Raw genomic sequence first — 15,150 nt, forward strand, 5'->3', positions numbered from 1 at the left:
TCACACTCAAAGCTGCAGTCCGCCGATTCCGGTGGATCTGGTGACTATTCAGAGGTACGCATGAAACGATTCTTCACCCTCGGCCTGCTGGCCGCCGCCCTGGGAGCCTCCCTGTCCGCCCACGCCCAGGCAGGCGAAGCCGTCACCGTCTACCAGGACCCGAGCTGCGGCTGCTGCCACGGCTGGGCCGAGCACATGCGCGCCGAGGGCTTCGAAGTGCGTGAAGTGCCGACCTCCGACATGGCGGCGGTCAAGACCCGCCTGGGCGTGCCCATGGAGCTGGCGTCCTGCCACACGGCACGGCTGGAGTCGAGCGGCCAGATCGTCGAAGGTCACGTGCCGGCCTCGGCCGTGCGCAAGCTGTTGGCCTCGAAGGACACGCGCGGCGCGGCAGCGCCCGGCATGCCGCTGAATTCGCCCGGCATGGGGCCGATGGACGGCAATCTGGTCACGCTCGACTTCAACGGCAAGCCGTTTTCGCGCGACTGAAGCAACCGGAGCGAAGCCCGGCCAGGCCGAAACCCGTTCGCCTCAGTGCGTAGCGGGTTCGGATTCGGCTGCGGAGTCGGGACTGGCCACGTGCGCCGTCGGCGCGGGTAGTTCACCGACAGGGCGCGCGGCCGGAGCAGGCGAGACCTGCGCAGCGGGCCGGGTAGCCTGGACAGGCCGGGTTGCTGCGGGCTTGGCTGCCGCAGGTCTGGCGGCCCCGGCCTCGGACGACTTTTCCACCACCAGTTCGACCCGGCGGTTGCGCGCGCGCCCGTCGGCCGATTGGTTGTCCGCGATCGGCTTGGCATCGGCATAACCCACAGCCTTCAGATGCCCCTTGCCGATGCCGTTGGCTTGCAGATAACGCACCACGCTGCCGGCCCGGGCGCTGGACAGCTCCCAGTTGGACGGATAGCGGGCATTGCTGCGCACCGGCACCGCATCCGTGTGGCCCTCGACCGTGATGTCGTAGCCGGCGTCGGACAATACCTTGGCCATGCGCCGCAGCACCGACAGGCCCTCGCGGCTGAGATCCGCCTGACCCGTGCCGAACAGGATCTCGCTGTTGACGCGAAAACTGATGGAACGCTGGTTGACGATCACCTCGACGTCATGGCCCAGATCACCCAGCGGCAGAGAGGCCGCCAGGGCAGCCCCTTCGGAGGGTTCCTCCGCAGCGGGGGCGGGCGCGACCGAAGGACTCCCGCCGGTCTTGTCCGTGCGTGAGAGCGGGGAGGGCGAAGTGAACGCGAGCGCGGCGTCCTGAGCAGAATAGGGCGCGATGTCGTCCGGCGGCGGGATCTGTGCGAGCGTTGCAGGTTCGGTTTCGGTCGCCACAGGCGTCTCGGCGACCGCCACCGGTGCCTGTGCCTGTGCCGGCTCGGCCGCGAAATCCGGGAAAGTCCCGAACAAGGGCGAATGTTCGGGCTCGGTCTGGGGCGGGGCGCTGAACGCGACCGCAGCGTCCTCGGCGGAATAGGCGTATGCCTCGTCCGGCGCGGGAATCGGTGCCAGCGGCACCGCCGGCGGCGCCGCCTGCTCATGGACTGCCGTCGTCAACACGGCGGCCCGCTTGCCGATGGATCCTGAAAACGCCAGCATCACGATCATGGCGACCAGCAGCAGCGTCATCACATCCAGATACGTCAGGAACCAGCCTTCTTCCTGAGGCGATTCCGTCGTCTGCCCCAAGCCCCAGCGATCGGACACATTGGTGCGCTTGCGGTCACGCCGCAGGGCCTGGCGGGCCTGAAACAGCTCAATCTCCATCTCCCGCATGCGTTGGGAGAAGGCCTGGGCCGGGTTCAGTTCGGCAGGTCCGCGCCTCATGAGGGCTCCGGCTCCTTGTCCTTGAGCGCCGCCGTGACCGGTCCCTGGTCGCGGATTTCATCGCGGATCTCGGCGATGAAGGCTTTCAGCGTTTCCCGCATCAGCGCAGGACTGCGCTTCTGGCTCATCATGGCGATGCCCTGCATCAGGGTGTTCATCAGGATCAGGCGCTGCTCGGTGCGCCGTTCCAGCTTGACCGCGACGGGTTTGAACACCAGATTGGCCAGCAGCACGCCGTAAAAGGTCGTCATCAGGGCCAGGGCCATCTGCCGTCCGATTGCCGTGATGTCGCCGTCGCCCAGCAGGAACAGCAGATTGACCAGGCCCACCAGCGTGCCCACCATGCCGAAAGCCGGTGCAAAGCCCGCCATGACGCGAAACAACTGGGCCTCGGCATGTTCCTTGGCCTTCATGCGGGCGACGCGCCATTGCAGCAAGTCCAGGATGTCCTGTTCAGGCACGTTGTCGATCACGAACTGGACGCCGTTGCGCAGAAACGGGCTGGACACGCGTTCCAGGGCCTGCTCGACGGCATGGATGTCGCTCTGCATCCAGATGCGCGCGATTTCGACCAGATCTTCCAGATCCTTGTCGACGTCCAGACGCTCGCGGTGGACGACGCTGCGGATCAGGCCGAAAATCCGCATGACTTCACGCAAAGGATAGGCGATGAACGTCGCCGCCGCCGTGCCGATCAGCACGATGCCCAGGCCCGGCCAGTCGACGAACAGCCCCGGATCCTCGGCCGACAGGAACAGAACGATGGCCAGCATCACAATGCTGGCGACGATGCCGATCAGGGTGGATGGATTCATGCGCGGGGCCGTTGGAGGAAAAACAGAGGCATCTTACCGTGATCGGCGGTACAGGCGCTTGAAGAACAGCGGGCTCTTTCCTGGCCCATGCGCCCGTCTTTAATTCGCATAATGTATATTATGTAAAGTCAAAGAAAGAAGCCTGCAGCGCTCCGGTCATGACAGAGCCCCCATCTGCTCCTTCAGGAATTCCAGAAAGATCCTGATCCGGGCCGACTGCGCGGCCCGTGACGAAGAGACTGCCCAGACATCGCCGGGCTGGCTGTATGCCGGCAGCACCCGGACCAGCGATCCATCGTCCAGACTGTCCCGGATCAACCAGTCGGCGCTGCAGGCGATGCCGTGACCGTCTCGCACCCAGTGCAGCACCGCATCAATGTCGTTCGAGGCCAGGGTGCCCGAAACCCGGACCGATTCCCCACCCTGCGGTCCACTCATGCGCCAGGTCCCGAAGGGTTCTTCACGTTCCCGCAGCAGAACGCATTCATGGCGCGCCAGTCCGGCCAGATCCTGCGGCATGCCATGACGCGCGATGTAGGACGGCGCCGCAAAGAGGATGCGTGCGCTCGGTATGATGCGATGCGCGATCAGATGATGTTCACGCACCTCGCCGGCCCGGATGTCGAGATGGAATCCTTCGCCGATCAGATCGACGGGGCGATCGAGCAATTCCAGCCAGACGTCGATCCCGGGATGATGCCTTTTGAAGCGCGACAGCGCCGGCGCCAGATGGGTGCGGCCCAGCCTGGCGCTGGAGCTGATGCGGATCGGACCATTGGGTTCGCTGCGTGCCTCCGAGATCTCATCACGCATCTCCTCGACGTCTTCCAGGATGCGCTGCACCCAGCGATAAACCTTGCGTCCTTCGTCGGTCAGATTGACGCGCCGCGTCGTCCGATGCAGCAGCCTGACACCGAGCGCCTGCTCCAGCATGGCAATCCGCTTGCTGACGAACGTCGGGGCAATGCCGTATTCCCTGGCGGTGGCGGCGAAGCTGGACAGACTGGCGACCTTGCCAAACAGGCGCAGATCATGCAGATCCGGATCATTGCTCATTATTCAGTTCTTAATGAGTGAATTCATTCTCTAATAATATATTAAACGATTCACATTAGACTCACTCATCCCAGGCTTGAACAGGACCAGAGCGAGAATGAAGAAGACCGCCCTCATCGGTGCAGGAGCCATTGCCTACTGCCATGCCCGCGCATTGAAACAGCTCGACGTGGAAATCTGCGGCGTGATCGACGTCAATACCGACAGCGCCCGGAAACTGGCCGATGCCTGCGGCACGCGCGTCGTCAGCCATCTGGCTGAAATCGCCGGAGAGCTGGACATGGTGCATCTCTGCACCCCACCCTCCTTCCGTATCGACTATGCCAGGACTGCCATGGAAGCCGGCTGCCACGTCTTCATGGAAAAACCGATGGCAATCACCCCGGCCGACGGACAGATCCTGGTGAACATGGCCGAGGCCAACGGCGTCCGGCTGATGGTGGATTTCAATCACAGGTTCCGTGCCGGCTTCCAGGAACTGCTCCGCATCGTCCAATCCGGCGAGATCGGCGAGGTCGTCAACGTCTTCATCAACCGCATGGGCATGCTGGGCGGCAATGCCGGCACGCAGCACGACACCTGGCGGCGCAAGGCCGGCACCGTCTGCGGCATGAGCATCGAGTCGCTGTCGCACGACATCGACATGGTCTGGCAACTGCTCGGACCCGTGGCCAGTGTCCGGGCCGACGTGCGCGGCACATTCGCCGATGCGCCGGCCTTCGACAACAACGTCAACGCCCTGCTCTCCATGCGCAACGGCGCCATGGGCGTCCTGCACGCCAGTTGGTCTTCCCATCTGAAGATGAGCGCACGCGGTGTCGTCGGCACGCGAGGGACCGTCATCCTGGAAGGCGACGATCTGTTCGATTTCAACCGCCTGCGCCTGCGCACCGCAGACATGCCTCACGAACATCTCATCCGGCTGGACGACGTCTACCACTTTGCGACGTGCCCGTCCTATCTGAACGCCAACCGGTATTTTCTTGAATGCCAGGACAAAGGCGAGGACGGATCGGCCAGTGGCCGCCATGCGCTGGAGACGCTGAAGATCTCGCATGCCATCCTCGAATCGGCACGCACGCAGACGGCCATCCCGCTCTGAAGGCCTTCAGGCACGCACACGACACGAGACAAGGAACCGTCATGAAACAGATCGGCATCATCGGCCTGGGCAATATGGGCATGGGCATGGCCCGCAATCTGTTGAGCCAGGGTTTTTCACTGGCCGGCTTCGACCGCAATCAGCACAAGCGGGACACGCTCGCCGGGCTGGGAGGACGGCCGTGTCTGGGAGCCGCCGCCGTAGGCGCCTGTTCGGAGCTGGTCTTCGTCATGGTCGTCACCGAGGCGCAATGCGAAGCCGTGATGGCCGGCCCGGATGGCCTGTTCGACACTCTGCAGCCCGATGCTGTCATCGTCGTCACCGCCACCATCGGACCCGCAGCCGTGAAGGCCCTGGCGGCACGGGCCGCCGCGCGCGGCATCACTCTGATCGACTGTCCGGTCTCGGGCGGACAGAAAGGCGCGGATGCCGGGACGCTGACCTTGATGGCCTCCGGCCCCCGGGACGCATTCGAACGTTGTGCGGACGTGTTTGCCGCCATTGCCGCGAACATCAATTACGTCGGCGACCAGCCCGGCCAGGGGCAGATCGTCAAGGCCTGCCTGCAGGGGCTGGTGGGTTGCGTCTATTCCGGGATGTTCGAAGCCATGGCCCTGGGCGTCAAGGCCGGCGTTTCGGCGGAGACGCTGTTTTCCGTCATCGGGACCAGTGTCGCCAACACGGCGCTGTTCCAGAGCGCCATCCCGGCCGTCATGGACCGGCGCTTTCAGGGCACCGGGGCCAATATCGCCAATACCTGCAAGGACCTCTCGATTACCATGGCGCTGGCCGAGGCATGCGGCATGCCCATGATGACCACGGGCATGGCCAAGCAGTTCTTCCAGGCGGGCATCACCAAATTTCCCGGCGAGGACAACCAGTGCCTGATCAAGATCCTTGAAGACATCACCGGCATCGAGGTCACCCGGAGCGCCTGAAACCCAGGCGCCGGCAGCCTGCCGGCTGGCTGGCTGACATGAATACACGCATCCTTTCATGATCCATCGCATCGTCTTCATCGTCTTTCCGCTTTTTGCCGTGGTCGCGGCCGGGTTTTTCTACGCGCGCTGGACCAAGCCGGACATGGCGGCGGCCAACCGCATGAACATGGAAGTATTCCTGCCGGCGCTCATCTTTACCGTGCTGGCGGGGAAAAGCTTCGACCTGGCCGATCAGATCCCCATCGCCGCAGGCTGCGTCCTGGTGGTCTGCGGCTCCGGCTTGCTGGCATGGCTGGTCGCGCGCTGTCTGAAAATCGATCCGAAAACGCTCGTGTCGCCTGCGATGTTCAACAACGTCGGCAATATGGGGTTGCCTCTGATGCTCTTTACTTACGGCGATCAGGCGCTGGGCGCCGCCGTGGTGCTGATGCTGATCATGACCGTCCTGCAGTTCATCCTCTCGCCCTGGCTGCTGAGCGGCGGGTTTTCTTTCGGCACCCTCTGGCGCGAACCCTTCCTCGTGGCAGCGGCGCTCGGCGTGGCCGTGAGCCTGAACGGCATTGAACTGTGGCCGCCGCTCCTGTCGGCGTGCCGCCTGCTGGCCGACATTTCCCTGGGGCTGATGATTTTCTCGTTGGGCACCCGTCTGGCCTCGACACGCGTCGGGTCGATGCTGGGCATCGGCGTGGTCGGCGCCATCGTCACGCCCCTCACCGGCATGCTGACGGCCTGGGCGTATGGCACCCTCGCCGGCCTGAGCAAGGCGGACATGGACGTGCTGTTCCTGTTCGGCGCCTTGCCGCCCGCCGTGTCCTGCTTCATCTTTGCCGACCGCTACCGCCAGGAGCCGGAAAAAGTGGCGGCCATCGTCATGATCGGCAACGCGATGGCCCTCGGCTTCATTCCTTTCGCGCTGGCTCTGCGCCTTTGACCTTGAGCTTTCCGTCGGGCGCACGCAGTACGTGGCGGATGCAATCCAGCGCCAGTTCCACCGACTTCGGCCGGTATTCGTCCCGGCGCCAATACATCGACACCGACCCGAAACACTGCAATGCCAGCGGCAGGATGCGCAACAGGTCCATGTCTTCCAGCGCGCTCGCGGAGCGATGCGAGGCGACGCCGATCGCATCGCTGTTGCGCAGCAGCGCAATATTGGCGATGACCGAGTTGGATTCGATGTAATTGGGCGGCAGGCTCAGGCCCGCTTCGGCCAGCGCGGTCTCCAGCGCCTTGCGGATCGGCGAGCCTTTGGGCCAGACGACCCAGCGGTACTGCCGGACGTCGTCCCAGCCGATGGCCGCGCGTCCCACCAAAGGATGGTCACGGCGCACGGCCAGGTCGACCGGCTCGGTGTACAGCAGTTCGGAATCGAAACCGACCAGGCTCGCATCATCCTCGATCGTCCGGCCGATGACGATGTCCAGATCGCCCTGGCTGAGCTGGTTCAACAGCAGGTCCATGGTGCCTTCGACCAGATCGATGCGCAGGCGGGGCATGCGCGCGGCCATTTCCAGTACGGCGAGCGGACCGGCCTCGGTCGCCGCCACACCCGAGGCACCCAGCGCCACGTGCCCCGCCCCGCCCTCTCGCAGGATGTTCATGTCGGCCGCCGCACGGTCGAGCTGGGCTTCGATGCGGCGGGCATGCTCGATCAGCGCCTGACCATGGACTGTCGGCGTGAGCCCTCGGGCGTGGCGCTCGAACAGCGTCAGGCCCACGTCACTTTCCAGGTCCTTGAGCCATTTCGACAGGCCGGGCTGCGTGGTGTGCATCGCGGCCGCCGAATGGCTGAGGTTGCGGGTCTGGGCCAGGCTGAGCAGAAATCTGAGGTTGCGCAGACGAATGCGGTCGGTCCAATCACTACCCATGTCTCGAATCCAGGATGAGAGCGACGGTGGCACGCGACAGACCCGGTGCCCCGACAGAGTCTCTGAACGATCCCAGGGTTCAGCGGTTCACTTGCCCGGATCCTTCACGGCCTCGAAGGTCGCGAATTCGATGTTCTGCAGCTTGCCATCGACCCGCTCCAGTTTGCGGATGTATTCATTCTGGATGATATCGCGAGTTTCAGGATCGATCTGGATGGGACCGCGCGGGCTGTCCCATTGCAGGCCCCGGGCCGCTGCGATGAAAGCGTCGCCGCTGGCGTCGCCACCGGTTTTTTCCAAGGCCTTGTAGATGAGCTGCATGCCGTCATAGCCGCCCACCGACATGAAGTTGGCGCGGTCCTGCGGATGGGCCTTGGTGTAGGCGTCCACGAAAGTCTTGTTTTCCGGCGAGTTGTGCGCATCCGAGTAATGGAAGGCAGTGATCATGCCCAGCGCATTGTCACCCAGCGCCGCCAGGGAGTTCTCGTCGGTCATGTCGCCCGGGCCCATTTCCTTGATGCCCATCTTGTCCAGGCCCATTTCACGGAAGTTCTTGGCCAGCGCAACCATGGAACTGCCCGGCGGGACGAAGAAAAAGAGCGCGTCGGGACGGGCTTCCTTCACGCGCTGCAGGAACGGCGCATAGTCGGGCGTGTTGACCGGCGTACGCACCTCGCCCAGCACCTTGCCCCCCAGTTCGGTGAAGGTCTTCTTGAACTGCGTCTGGGCGTCATGACCCGGGCCGTAGTCCGCCACCAGGATGTAGGCCGACTTGATGTCGTTCTTGACCGCCCACTGGGCGATGGCCCAGGAACTCTGCGGCAGCGTCATCGACACGCGGACGATGTAGGGCGACTTCTCCGTGATCGAGGAGGTGGCCGCGTTCATCACGATCATGGGCACCTTGGCCTCGGTTGCCAGCGGCGCGACCGAGAAGGCATTGGGCGTCAGATCGAAGCCGGCCAGGATGTCGACCTTGTCCTTGATCAGCAGTTCCTGCGCCTGGCGCTTGGCGATGGCCGGGGCGATGCCCGTGTCGTCCTTGATGATCAGCTTGACCTTGCGACCGGCCACCGTGTCACCATGCTGTGCCATGAATGTCTCGATGCCGTTCTGGATCTGTTTGCCATAGTCGGAAAACGGCCCCGACATCGACAGCACCAGGCCGATGGTCAGATCTTTGGCATGAGCGGGCGACGCGAGTGCCGCCGCGCCGAGGGACAGGGCGGCAACGCCCAGGATGTTGCGCAGTTTCATGGTCTCTCTCCTTGTTTGAAGCCTGTTGTCATTGCTGCCGGCTGGCGAAGGTCCGGATGAATCCGGCCAGTTCGTCCGTGGCCGTCAGCGGCAGTACGTTCGCCACGTACTGGTCGGGGCGCACGATCACGATGGCCCCTTGCCGGTCGATGCCGCGCAGCCGGAAGATATCCTGATCGGCCAGCGTCGCGTAGACGTTTTCCAGGTCGATCAGCCCGTGGGTGCCCACTCGTGGCAAAAAGGCCCGGGGCACCCGGCCGATATCGACGGCAGCGTAATCCTGCTGATAGATCACCTTGAGGTCGAACCAGGCGTTCTCATCCTGGCTGGCAGGTGTATAGCCCCGGATGGGGGATTCGGGGGATTCGTCCAGCCAGCGTCCCAGCGCGGCGACGGGTGAGTCCTCTCCGGCGTGCGCCGCATCGGCGAACACGTAGATCCGCCAACGGCCGTCCGCCTTCGCTTCATGACCCAGGTGCTGGCGATTGACGTCTGCGACCCGCATGACTTCGGCGGACCGGAAGCGCTTGCCGATCGGATAGCCCGCAGCCAGGGCCTGGTGCGTGGCCGCTGCAGTGATCATGGAAGGCCCGTATTGCGTCATGAAACCTTGCGCGAATTCGGTGATGCGCAGATAGGCCTGCTCGAACTCGGCGTGGCTGGCGAAAGCCTCCGCCGATTTGGCCATCTGCGTAGCCCAGCGCAAATCCTGATCGATCAGATCCTGGCCGATCTGCTGACGTTCGGCCGAATAGGTCGACAAAAGATCGACGGTGCAGCGGCCTTCCAGGACGTGCCCGAGCTTCCAGCCCAGATTGAAGCCGTCCTGCATCGAAGCGTTCATGCCCTGCCCCGCCTTGGCGCTGTGCGTGTGAGCGGCATCCCCGGCGATGAACACGCGCGGCGCGCGACCTTGCGCCCCTGCCTGGGGCACATCGTCGAAATGGTCGCACAAACGATGGCCGACTTCGTACACGCTATGCCAGGCCACTTCGCGCACGTCCAGCCGGTAAGGATGGAAAATCCGCTGCGCCCGGCCGATGATCTGGTCGAGCGGCATGTTGCGGATGGCGCCGCCATCCTGTGCGCAGACCTCGCCCAGATCCACGTACAGGCGGAACAGGAACCCGCCTTCGCGGGGAATCAGCAGGATGTTGCCGGCTTCCGACTGGATGGCGCATTTGATGCGGACGTCCGGAAAATCGGTATCGGCCAGCAGGTCCATGACGCCCCAGGCGTGGTTGGACGATACACCGTGCAGCGCCAGGCCCAGCGCCTTGCGTACGCTGCTGCGCCCGCCATCGGCGCCCACGACATAGCGGGCGTGCACGATGCGTTCCTGTCCGCCCGCATCACCGACGTGGGCCAGGCGCACGGTCACGGGGTAGTCGCCCGTTTCGGCAACCGTCAGACTCTGGAGTTCATAACCGTAATCAGGGGTCATGCGCGTGGGCGCATGGGCCATGAACTCGGCAAAATAGTCCAGCACTCGGGCCTGATTGACGGTCAGGTGGGGATATTCGCTGACGTCGTGCGGATCCTCGGCGACACGGGACACTCGGACGATGTCCGCCGGCTTGTCCGGGTCCGCTTTCCAGAATATGGTTTCCGTCACCACGCAGGCTTCGGCAATCAACTGCTGCGCAAAGCCGAAAGCCTCGAAGGTCTCGATGCTGCGCGGCTGCAGGCCGTCGGCCAGGCCGACCTCCAGGCGCCCGGTACGGCGATCGACGATGCGTGTGACGATACCGGGAAACTGGGACAACTGAGCCGCAGTGATCATGCCGGCGGGTCCAGCCCCGACGACCAGGACGTCCACGCGGTCGGGCAATTCTTCCGGGCGATCGATGCCGGCGCCGGCCGGCGCCTGAATGCGCGGATCGTGCGACACGTACCCGTGATGATGGTATTTCAAGGCAGTCTCCTGAAGGAATCCTGGGAACCCAGGCGTCGATCTTTTCGCGAGAAGAACTGCTGAACATTCTAAGATCGGATCATGAATATTTCATAATTTAAAGAATGAAATATTCCTATTATTCATACGAAGAATAGTATGTCTTGTTACCCGATCCGCCAGGCCAGCATCGCCAGCGCCGTACCAAGCACCGGCAGCGTCAACACCAGACCGATCCGGCAATACTGTCCCCAGCCGATGCGGATGTCCCGGCCGCGCAGCACGTGCAGCCACAGCAGCGTGGCCAGACTGCCGATGGGCGTCAGCTTGGGGCCCAGATCGCAGCCGATCACGTGCGCGTAGATCATGGCCTCCCGCACGGCGCCCTGGGCCTGGGACGCCTCGATCGACAGGGCGCCGATCAGGACCGTGGGCAGGTTGTTCATCAAGGAAGACAGGGCTGCGCTCAACAGCCCCGTGCCCAGGGTGGCCGTCCAGACCCCCTGCCCGGCCAGCCAGTCCAGGGCTCGCGTCAGAAACTCGGTCAGGCCCGCGTGGCGCAGGCCGTAGACCACCAGGTACATGCCCAGAGCGAACACAATGATCTGCCAGGGAGCGCCGCGCACCCGTCGCAGGACCGGGATGCGCCCGCCCCGGGCGGCCACGCCGGCCAGGACCAGGGCACCGATCGCCGCCGTCGCGCTGACGGGAATACCCAGAGGTTCCAGCACGAAAAAGCCCAGCAGCAGCCAGGCCAGCACGCCCCACCCCGCCAGGAACGTCGGCCGGTCGCGGACGACGGCGGCCGGCACGGACAGCCTCTGCACGTCGTAGCGCGGCGGGATGGCGCGCCGGAATACCAGACCCAGGACCGCCAGAGAGGCGAGGATGGCGGCGAGATCGACCGGCGCCATGATGGCCGCATAGCGAGCAAAGCCGATGTCGAAGTAATCCGCCGTGACGATGTTCACCAGGTTGGACACCACCAGCGGCAGACTGGCGGTATCGGCGATGAAGCCTGCCGCCATGACGAAAGCCAGCGTCGCCTTGGAGGAAAACCGCAGCGCAGCCAGCATGGCGACGACGATCGGAGTCAGGATCAGCGCCGCGCCGTCGTTGTTGAACAACGCGCTGACGCCGGCGCCCAGCAGAATCATCAGGACGAACAGGCGTCCACCTCGGCCGCCGCCCAAGCGGGCCATGTGCAGGGCCGCCCATTCGAAGAAACCGGCAGCCTCCAGCAACAGGCTGATGATCACGACCGCGACGAAGGTGCCGGTGGCGTTCCAGACGATGCCCCAGACCACCGGGATGTCCGCTGGCTGGATGACGCCGGTCAGCAGCGCCAGCCCCGCGCCCAGGCTGGCGCTCCAGCCGATGCCCAGGCCGCGTGGCTGCCAGATGACCAGCACCAGCGTCAGGACGAACAGGGCCAGAGCCAGCATCAGACTGCCTTCACAGGCAGGGCGAAGCGCTTGAGCGCATCTGGTTGCACGGCATCCACGTCAACTCCCCAACCAGCCGGCCGCGCGCAGCAGCATCGCACAGCCCAGGATCGCGAACAGCGCCGCAGCAATGCCGTGCACCAGGCGGGCCGGCAGCCGGTCGGCTGCACGCGCACCGAAATACACGGCCGGCACATTGGCCAGCATCATGCCCAGCGTGCTGCCGCCCACGACCGCGATCAGGCTGTCGTAGCGCGCCGCAAGGGCGATCGTGGCGATCTGGGTCTTGTCCCCCATCTCCGCCAGGAAGAACAGCGTGATCGTCGCCGTCAGCACACCCAGACCACGCATCGGCTTGGGCGTTTCGTCGAGTTTGTCGGGGATCAACAGCCAGCCGGCCATGAGCAGGAAAGAAATTCCCAGCACCCATTGCAGTACGACGGGGTCGAGCAGTTGCGCGGCCAGCTGTCCGGCCAGACCGGCCAGCGCGTGATTGGCCAGGGTGGCGATCAGCACGCCCAGGCAGATCAGACCGGGCCGGTGGTAGCGAGCCGCCAGCATGATGGCCAGCAATTGGGTCTTGTCACCGATTTCACCCAAGGCGACCATGCCGGTGGAAACGAGGAAGGCATCCATGAAAAACATCCGGGGCTGACGCGACTACGTCCCCGCCGGCCCCTTGCGACGGGAAACGCAGTCAGCGGTCTTGCCAGGTCCGAGATGCGATATCCACGAACCGCGTGCGCCATGGCCGGACGGCCAAGTGTGTTGACGCATGCACTGCGCGCGGTGCGACATCCGGAACGGATGGCTGTCTCAGCGCGAGTCGGCTACTCCCCGATGACGGGTGGCCCGAATTATAACCACACCGGACGATACCGGCAGCTTTGTCGTATGATGGCTTTCTACCCGTTTTTTCTGCCTCGATCCCAATCACCATGCTGCCTTCAGGTACCCGAATCGTTGAATTCGACCGCCCGGACATGGCTGTCGGCACCCATACGGTGGCCGAAGCCTGGGCCCGGGTGAATCCGCCGCTGTCTCCCCAAGAACGAGAATTCCAGAAGGACCGCATCCGGCGCCTGCTGAAGTCCCGCAACGCCGTCCTGGTCGCGCACTATTACGTGGACGCCGACATCCAGGATCTGGCAGAGGAAACCGGCGGCTGCGTTTCCGACTCTCTGGAAATGGCGCGCTTTGGACGCGATCACGCGGCCGACACGCTGGTCGTCTCGGGCGTGCGCTTCATGGGCGAGACGGCCAAGATCCTGTCGCCTGAAAAACGCATCCTGATGCCCGATCTGGACGCCACCTGTTCCCTGGACCTGGGCTGCGATCCGGTGGCTTTTGCCGAGTTCCGGGCGCAACACCCCGACCGAACCGTGGTGGTCTACGCCAACACCAGCGCCGCCGTCAAGGCTCAGGCCGACTGGATGGTGACCTCCTCCATCGGTCTGGATATCGTGTCCGAGCTGCACCGCCAGGGTCACAAGATCCTCTGGGCACCGGACCGTCATCTGGGCTCCTACATCCAGCGCGAAACCGGCGCGGACATGGTGCTGTGGCAGGGGTCCTGCACCGTGCACGACGAGTTCAAGGGCCTTGAACTGGACTTGATGCGCAAGGAACACCCAGGCGCCCGGATTCTGGTGCACCCGGAATCGCCCGCTTCCGTCGTGGCTCAGGCCGACGTGGTGGGTTCGACTTCGCGACTGCTGGCGGCCGTGACCGAGTCGCCCGCCACGACCTTCATCGTCGCCACCGACCAGGGCCTGCTGCACAAGATGCGCCTGGCCGCACCCGGCAAGACCTTCATTGCCGCACCCACCGCGGGCGAATCGGCCACCTGCAAGAGCTGTGCCCACTGCCCCTGGATGGCCATGAATTCCCTCAAGGGCGTGGCTGATGCGCTGGAATTCGGCACATCCGAAGTCCATCTGGACCCGGCCCTGGGCCGCCAGGCCAAGGTCTGCATCGACCGCATGCTGGACTTCGCCGCCGCACGCCGCGGCAACACCCGGCCCGGCCCCGATCTGGCGCAGGAACAAGCCCTGTTTTCGGGGATTGGCCCGGCATGAGCCTTTCGTCGACTCTGCGCAACCCGCACGCCCCCTTCCCGGCCGACCTGCAATCCTCCCTCGAGTCCAACATCGAACGCGCGTTGGCCGAGGACGTCGGTTCGGGCGACCGCACCGGCCTGCTGATCCCCGACGAGCAGATCGAAGCCGCCCGCGTCATCGTGCGCGAGCCCGCCGTGCTGTGCGGCGCGCCCTGGTTCGAGGCCGTGATGCACCGGGTGGATGAACGCATCCTGCTCGACTGGGCATACGCCGAGGGCGATCTGATGGAGGCCGACAGCGTGGTCTGCCGCCTGCACGGCCCGGCACGCGCGCTGTTGACCGCCGAGCGCACGGCCCTGAATTTCCTGCAACTGCTGTCCGGTGTGGCCACGGCCACCCGCCGCTACGTGGACCTGACCGCAGGCACGCGCGCGTCTATTCTGGACACCCGCAAAACGCTGCCCGGCCTGCGTCTGGCCGAAAAATACGCCGTGCGCGTGGGTGGCGGCAAGAACCAGCGCCTGGCCCTGTACGATGGCATCCTGATCAAGGAAAACCACATCATGGCTGCGGGCGGCATCGCCGCCGCCCTGCGGGCCGCACAGGACGTCTCGGGCGGCGTCCCGATCCAGATCGAAGTCGAATCGCTGGACGAGCTGCGGCAGGCGCTGGACGCCGGGGCAGTCTCCGTACTGCTGGATAATTTCAGCCTGGACGATCTGGCTGCAGCCGTTGCGCTGAACGCCGGCCGCGCCCTGCTGGAGGCCTCTGGTGGCATCCGCCACGACACCGTACGCGCCATCGCCCGGACGGGCGTGGACCGGATTTCCATCGGCAGCCTGACCAAAGACATCCAGGCCGTCGATTATTCTCTGCGCATCGTCTGAAACGCGT

General features: G+C 64.6%; 14 protein-coding genes and 1 riboswitch. Of the genes, 6 read left to right on the forward strand and 8 right to left on the reverse strand.

The features are described 5' to 3' along the window. Positions 1-60 precede the first annotated feature (60 nt). The gene (locus tag WA983_RS10945) at positions 61-489 is read left to right on the forward strand and encodes a DUF411 domain-containing protein (RefSeq protein ID WP_424250734.1); all 429 of its coding nucleotides are present in this window, start codon (positions 61-63) and stop codon (positions 487-489) included. Between the two features lie 42 nt (positions 490-531). On the opposite strand, the gene WA983_RS10950 is transcribed toward WA983_RS10945, so the two are convergent. The 3 genes from WA983_RS10950 to WA983_RS10960 form a co-directional block, all read right to left on the reverse strand. Continuing rightward, entirely contained in the window at positions 532-1,818 is a 1,287-nt protein-coding gene (locus WA983_RS10950) for an OmpA/MotB family protein (RefSeq protein ID WP_424312022.1), read from the reverse strand. Next, a complete protein-coding gene (locus WA983_RS10955) occupies positions 1,815-2,633 on the reverse strand; it encodes a motility protein A (protein ID WP_424250737.1) in 819 nt (272 codons plus the stop codon). The genes WA983_RS10950 and WA983_RS10955 overlap by 4 nt, the downstream gene beginning before the upstream one ends. Before the next feature lie 156 nt (positions 2,634-2,789). Continuing rightward, positions 2,790-3,689, reverse strand: coding sequence for a LysR family transcriptional regulator (locus WA983_RS10960; RefSeq protein ID WP_424250739.1), 900 nt, complete (start codon positions 3,687-3,689; stop codon positions 2,790-2,792). A gap of 97 nt (positions 3,690-3,786) precedes the next feature. Here WA983_RS10960 and WA983_RS10965 point away from each other — a divergent pair, with 97 nt between their 5' ends. The 3 genes from WA983_RS10965 to WA983_RS10975 are packed head-to-tail and all read left to right on the forward strand — an operon-like array spanning position 3,787 to position 6,663. Next, positions 3,787-4,791: a Gfo/Idh/MocA family protein gene (locus WA983_RS10965; protein WP_424312023.1), complete on the forward strand. Its 1,005-nt coding sequence runs from the start codon at positions 3,787-3,789 to the stop codon at positions 4,789-4,791. 41 nt (positions 4,792-4,832) lie between these two features. After that, a complete protein-coding gene (locus tag WA983_RS10970) occupies positions 4,833-5,729 on the forward strand; it encodes an NAD(P)-dependent oxidoreductase (RefSeq protein ID WP_424250742.1) in 897 nt (298 codons plus the stop codon). A gap of 58 nt (positions 5,730-5,787) precedes the next feature. Further along, positions 5,788-6,663, forward strand: coding sequence for an AEC family transporter (locus WA983_RS10975; RefSeq protein WP_424250743.1), 876 nt, complete (start codon positions 5,788-5,790; stop codon positions 6,661-6,663). Here the strand turns inward: WA983_RS10975 and WA983_RS10980 are convergent. From WA983_RS10980 to WA983_RS11000, 5 genes are all read right to left on the reverse strand, one after another. Further along, positions 6,632-7,600, reverse strand: a complete 969-nt coding sequence (locus WA983_RS10980) for a LysR substrate-binding domain-containing protein (RefSeq protein WP_424250745.1) — start codon at positions 7,598-7,600, stop codon at positions 6,632-6,634. The genes WA983_RS10975 and WA983_RS10980 overlap by 32 nt on opposite strands. 87 nt (positions 7,601-7,687) lie before the next feature. Continuing rightward, on the reverse strand, positions 7,688-8,857 hold the full coding sequence (locus WA983_RS10985; protein WP_424312024.1) for an ABC transporter substrate-binding protein: 1,170 nt from the start codon (positions 8,855-8,857) through the stop codon (positions 7,688-7,690). Between the two features lie 28 nt (positions 8,858-8,885). After that, the gene (locus WA983_RS10990; protein WP_424312025.1) at positions 8,886-10,772 is read right to left on the reverse strand and encodes an FAD-dependent monooxygenase; all 1,887 of its coding nucleotides are present in this window, start codon (positions 10,770-10,772) and stop codon (positions 8,886-8,888) included. Positions 10,773-10,918: 146 nt separating this feature from the next. After that, positions 10,919-12,199 (reverse strand): arsenic transporter, encoded by a 1,281-nt coding sequence (locus WA983_RS10995; RefSeq protein WP_424312063.1) that lies wholly within the window; start codon positions 12,197-12,199, stop codon positions 10,919-10,921. A gap of 57 nt (positions 12,200-12,256) precedes the next feature. Further along, entirely contained in the window at positions 12,257-12,832 is a 576-nt protein-coding gene (locus WA983_RS11000; RefSeq protein ID WP_424252384.1) for a TMEM165/GDT1 family protein, read from the reverse strand. A gap of 75 nt (positions 12,833-12,907) precedes the next feature. Then, positions 12,908-13,047: riboswitch (yybP-ykoY riboswitch) on the reverse strand. Between the two features lie 87 nt (positions 13,048-13,134). Between WA983_RS11000 and nadA the strand changes: the two genes are divergently transcribed. Together nadA and nadC are read left to right on the forward strand one after the other, a co-directional pair. Beyond that, positions 13,135-14,274 (forward strand): quinolinate synthase NadA, encoded by a 1,140-nt coding sequence (nadA, locus tag WA983_RS11005; RefSeq protein WP_424252386.1) that lies wholly within the window; start codon positions 13,135-13,137, stop codon positions 14,272-14,274. Beyond that, the gene (nadC, locus tag WA983_RS11010; RefSeq protein WP_424252388.1) at positions 14,271-15,143 is read left to right on the forward strand and encodes a carboxylating nicotinate-nucleotide diphosphorylase; all 873 of its coding nucleotides are present in this window, start codon (positions 14,271-14,273) and stop codon (positions 15,141-15,143) included. The genes nadA and nadC overlap by 4 nt, the downstream gene beginning before the upstream one ends. Positions 15,144-15,150 lie beyond the last annotated feature (7 nt).

The sequence above is a fragment of the Castellaniella sp. genome (genome assembly GCF_049650445.1).
Lineage (GTDB): Bacteria > Pseudomonadota > Gammaproteobacteria > Burkholderiales > Burkholderiaceae_B > Castellaniella.

Excerpts from the sequence above, each read along its gene's own strand:
- WA983_RS10945 (WP_424250734.1), top strand. The coding sequence starts at position 61 with ATGAAACGATTCTTCACCCTCGGCCTGCTGGCCGCCGCCCTGGGAGCC.
- WA983_RS10950 (WP_424312022.1), bottom strand. The coding sequence starts at position 1,818 with ATGAGGCGCGGACCTGCCGAACTGAACCCGGCCCAGGCCTTCTCCCAA.
- WA983_RS10955 (WP_424250737.1), bottom strand. The coding sequence starts at position 2,633 with ATGAATCCATCCACCCTGATCGGCATCGTCGCCAGCATTGTGATGCTG.
- WA983_RS10960 (WP_424250739.1), bottom strand. The coding sequence starts at position 3,689 with ATGAGCAATGATCCGGATCTGCATGATCTGCGCCTGTTTGGCAAGGTC.
- WA983_RS10965 (WP_424312023.1), top strand. The coding sequence starts at position 3,787 with ATGAAGAAGACCGCCCTCATCGGTGCAGGAGCCATTGCCTACTGCCAT.
- WA983_RS10970 (WP_424250742.1), top strand. The coding sequence starts at position 4,833 with ATGAAACAGATCGGCATCATCGGCCTGGGCAATATGGGCATGGGCATG.
- WA983_RS10975 (WP_424250743.1), top strand. The coding sequence starts at position 5,788 with ATGATCCATCGCATCGTCTTCATCGTCTTTCCGCTTTTTGCCGTGGTC.
- WA983_RS10980 (WP_424250745.1), bottom strand. The coding sequence starts at position 7,600 with ATGGGTAGTGATTGGACCGACCGCATTCGTCTGCGCAACCTCAGATTT.
- WA983_RS10985 (WP_424312024.1), bottom strand. The coding sequence starts at position 8,857 with ATGAAACTGCGCAACATCCTGGGCGTTGCCGCCCTGTCCCTCGGCGCG.
- WA983_RS11000 (WP_424252384.1), bottom strand. The coding sequence starts at position 12,832 with ATGGATGCCTTCCTCGTTTCCACCGGCATGGTCGCCTTGGGTGAAATC.
- nadA (WP_424252386.1), top strand. The coding sequence starts at position 13,135 with ATGCTGCCTTCAGGTACCCGAATCGTTGAATTCGACCGCCCGGACATG.
- nadC (WP_424252388.1), top strand. The coding sequence starts at position 14,271 with ATGAGCCTTTCGTCGACTCTGCGCAACCCGCACGCCCCCTTCCCGGCC.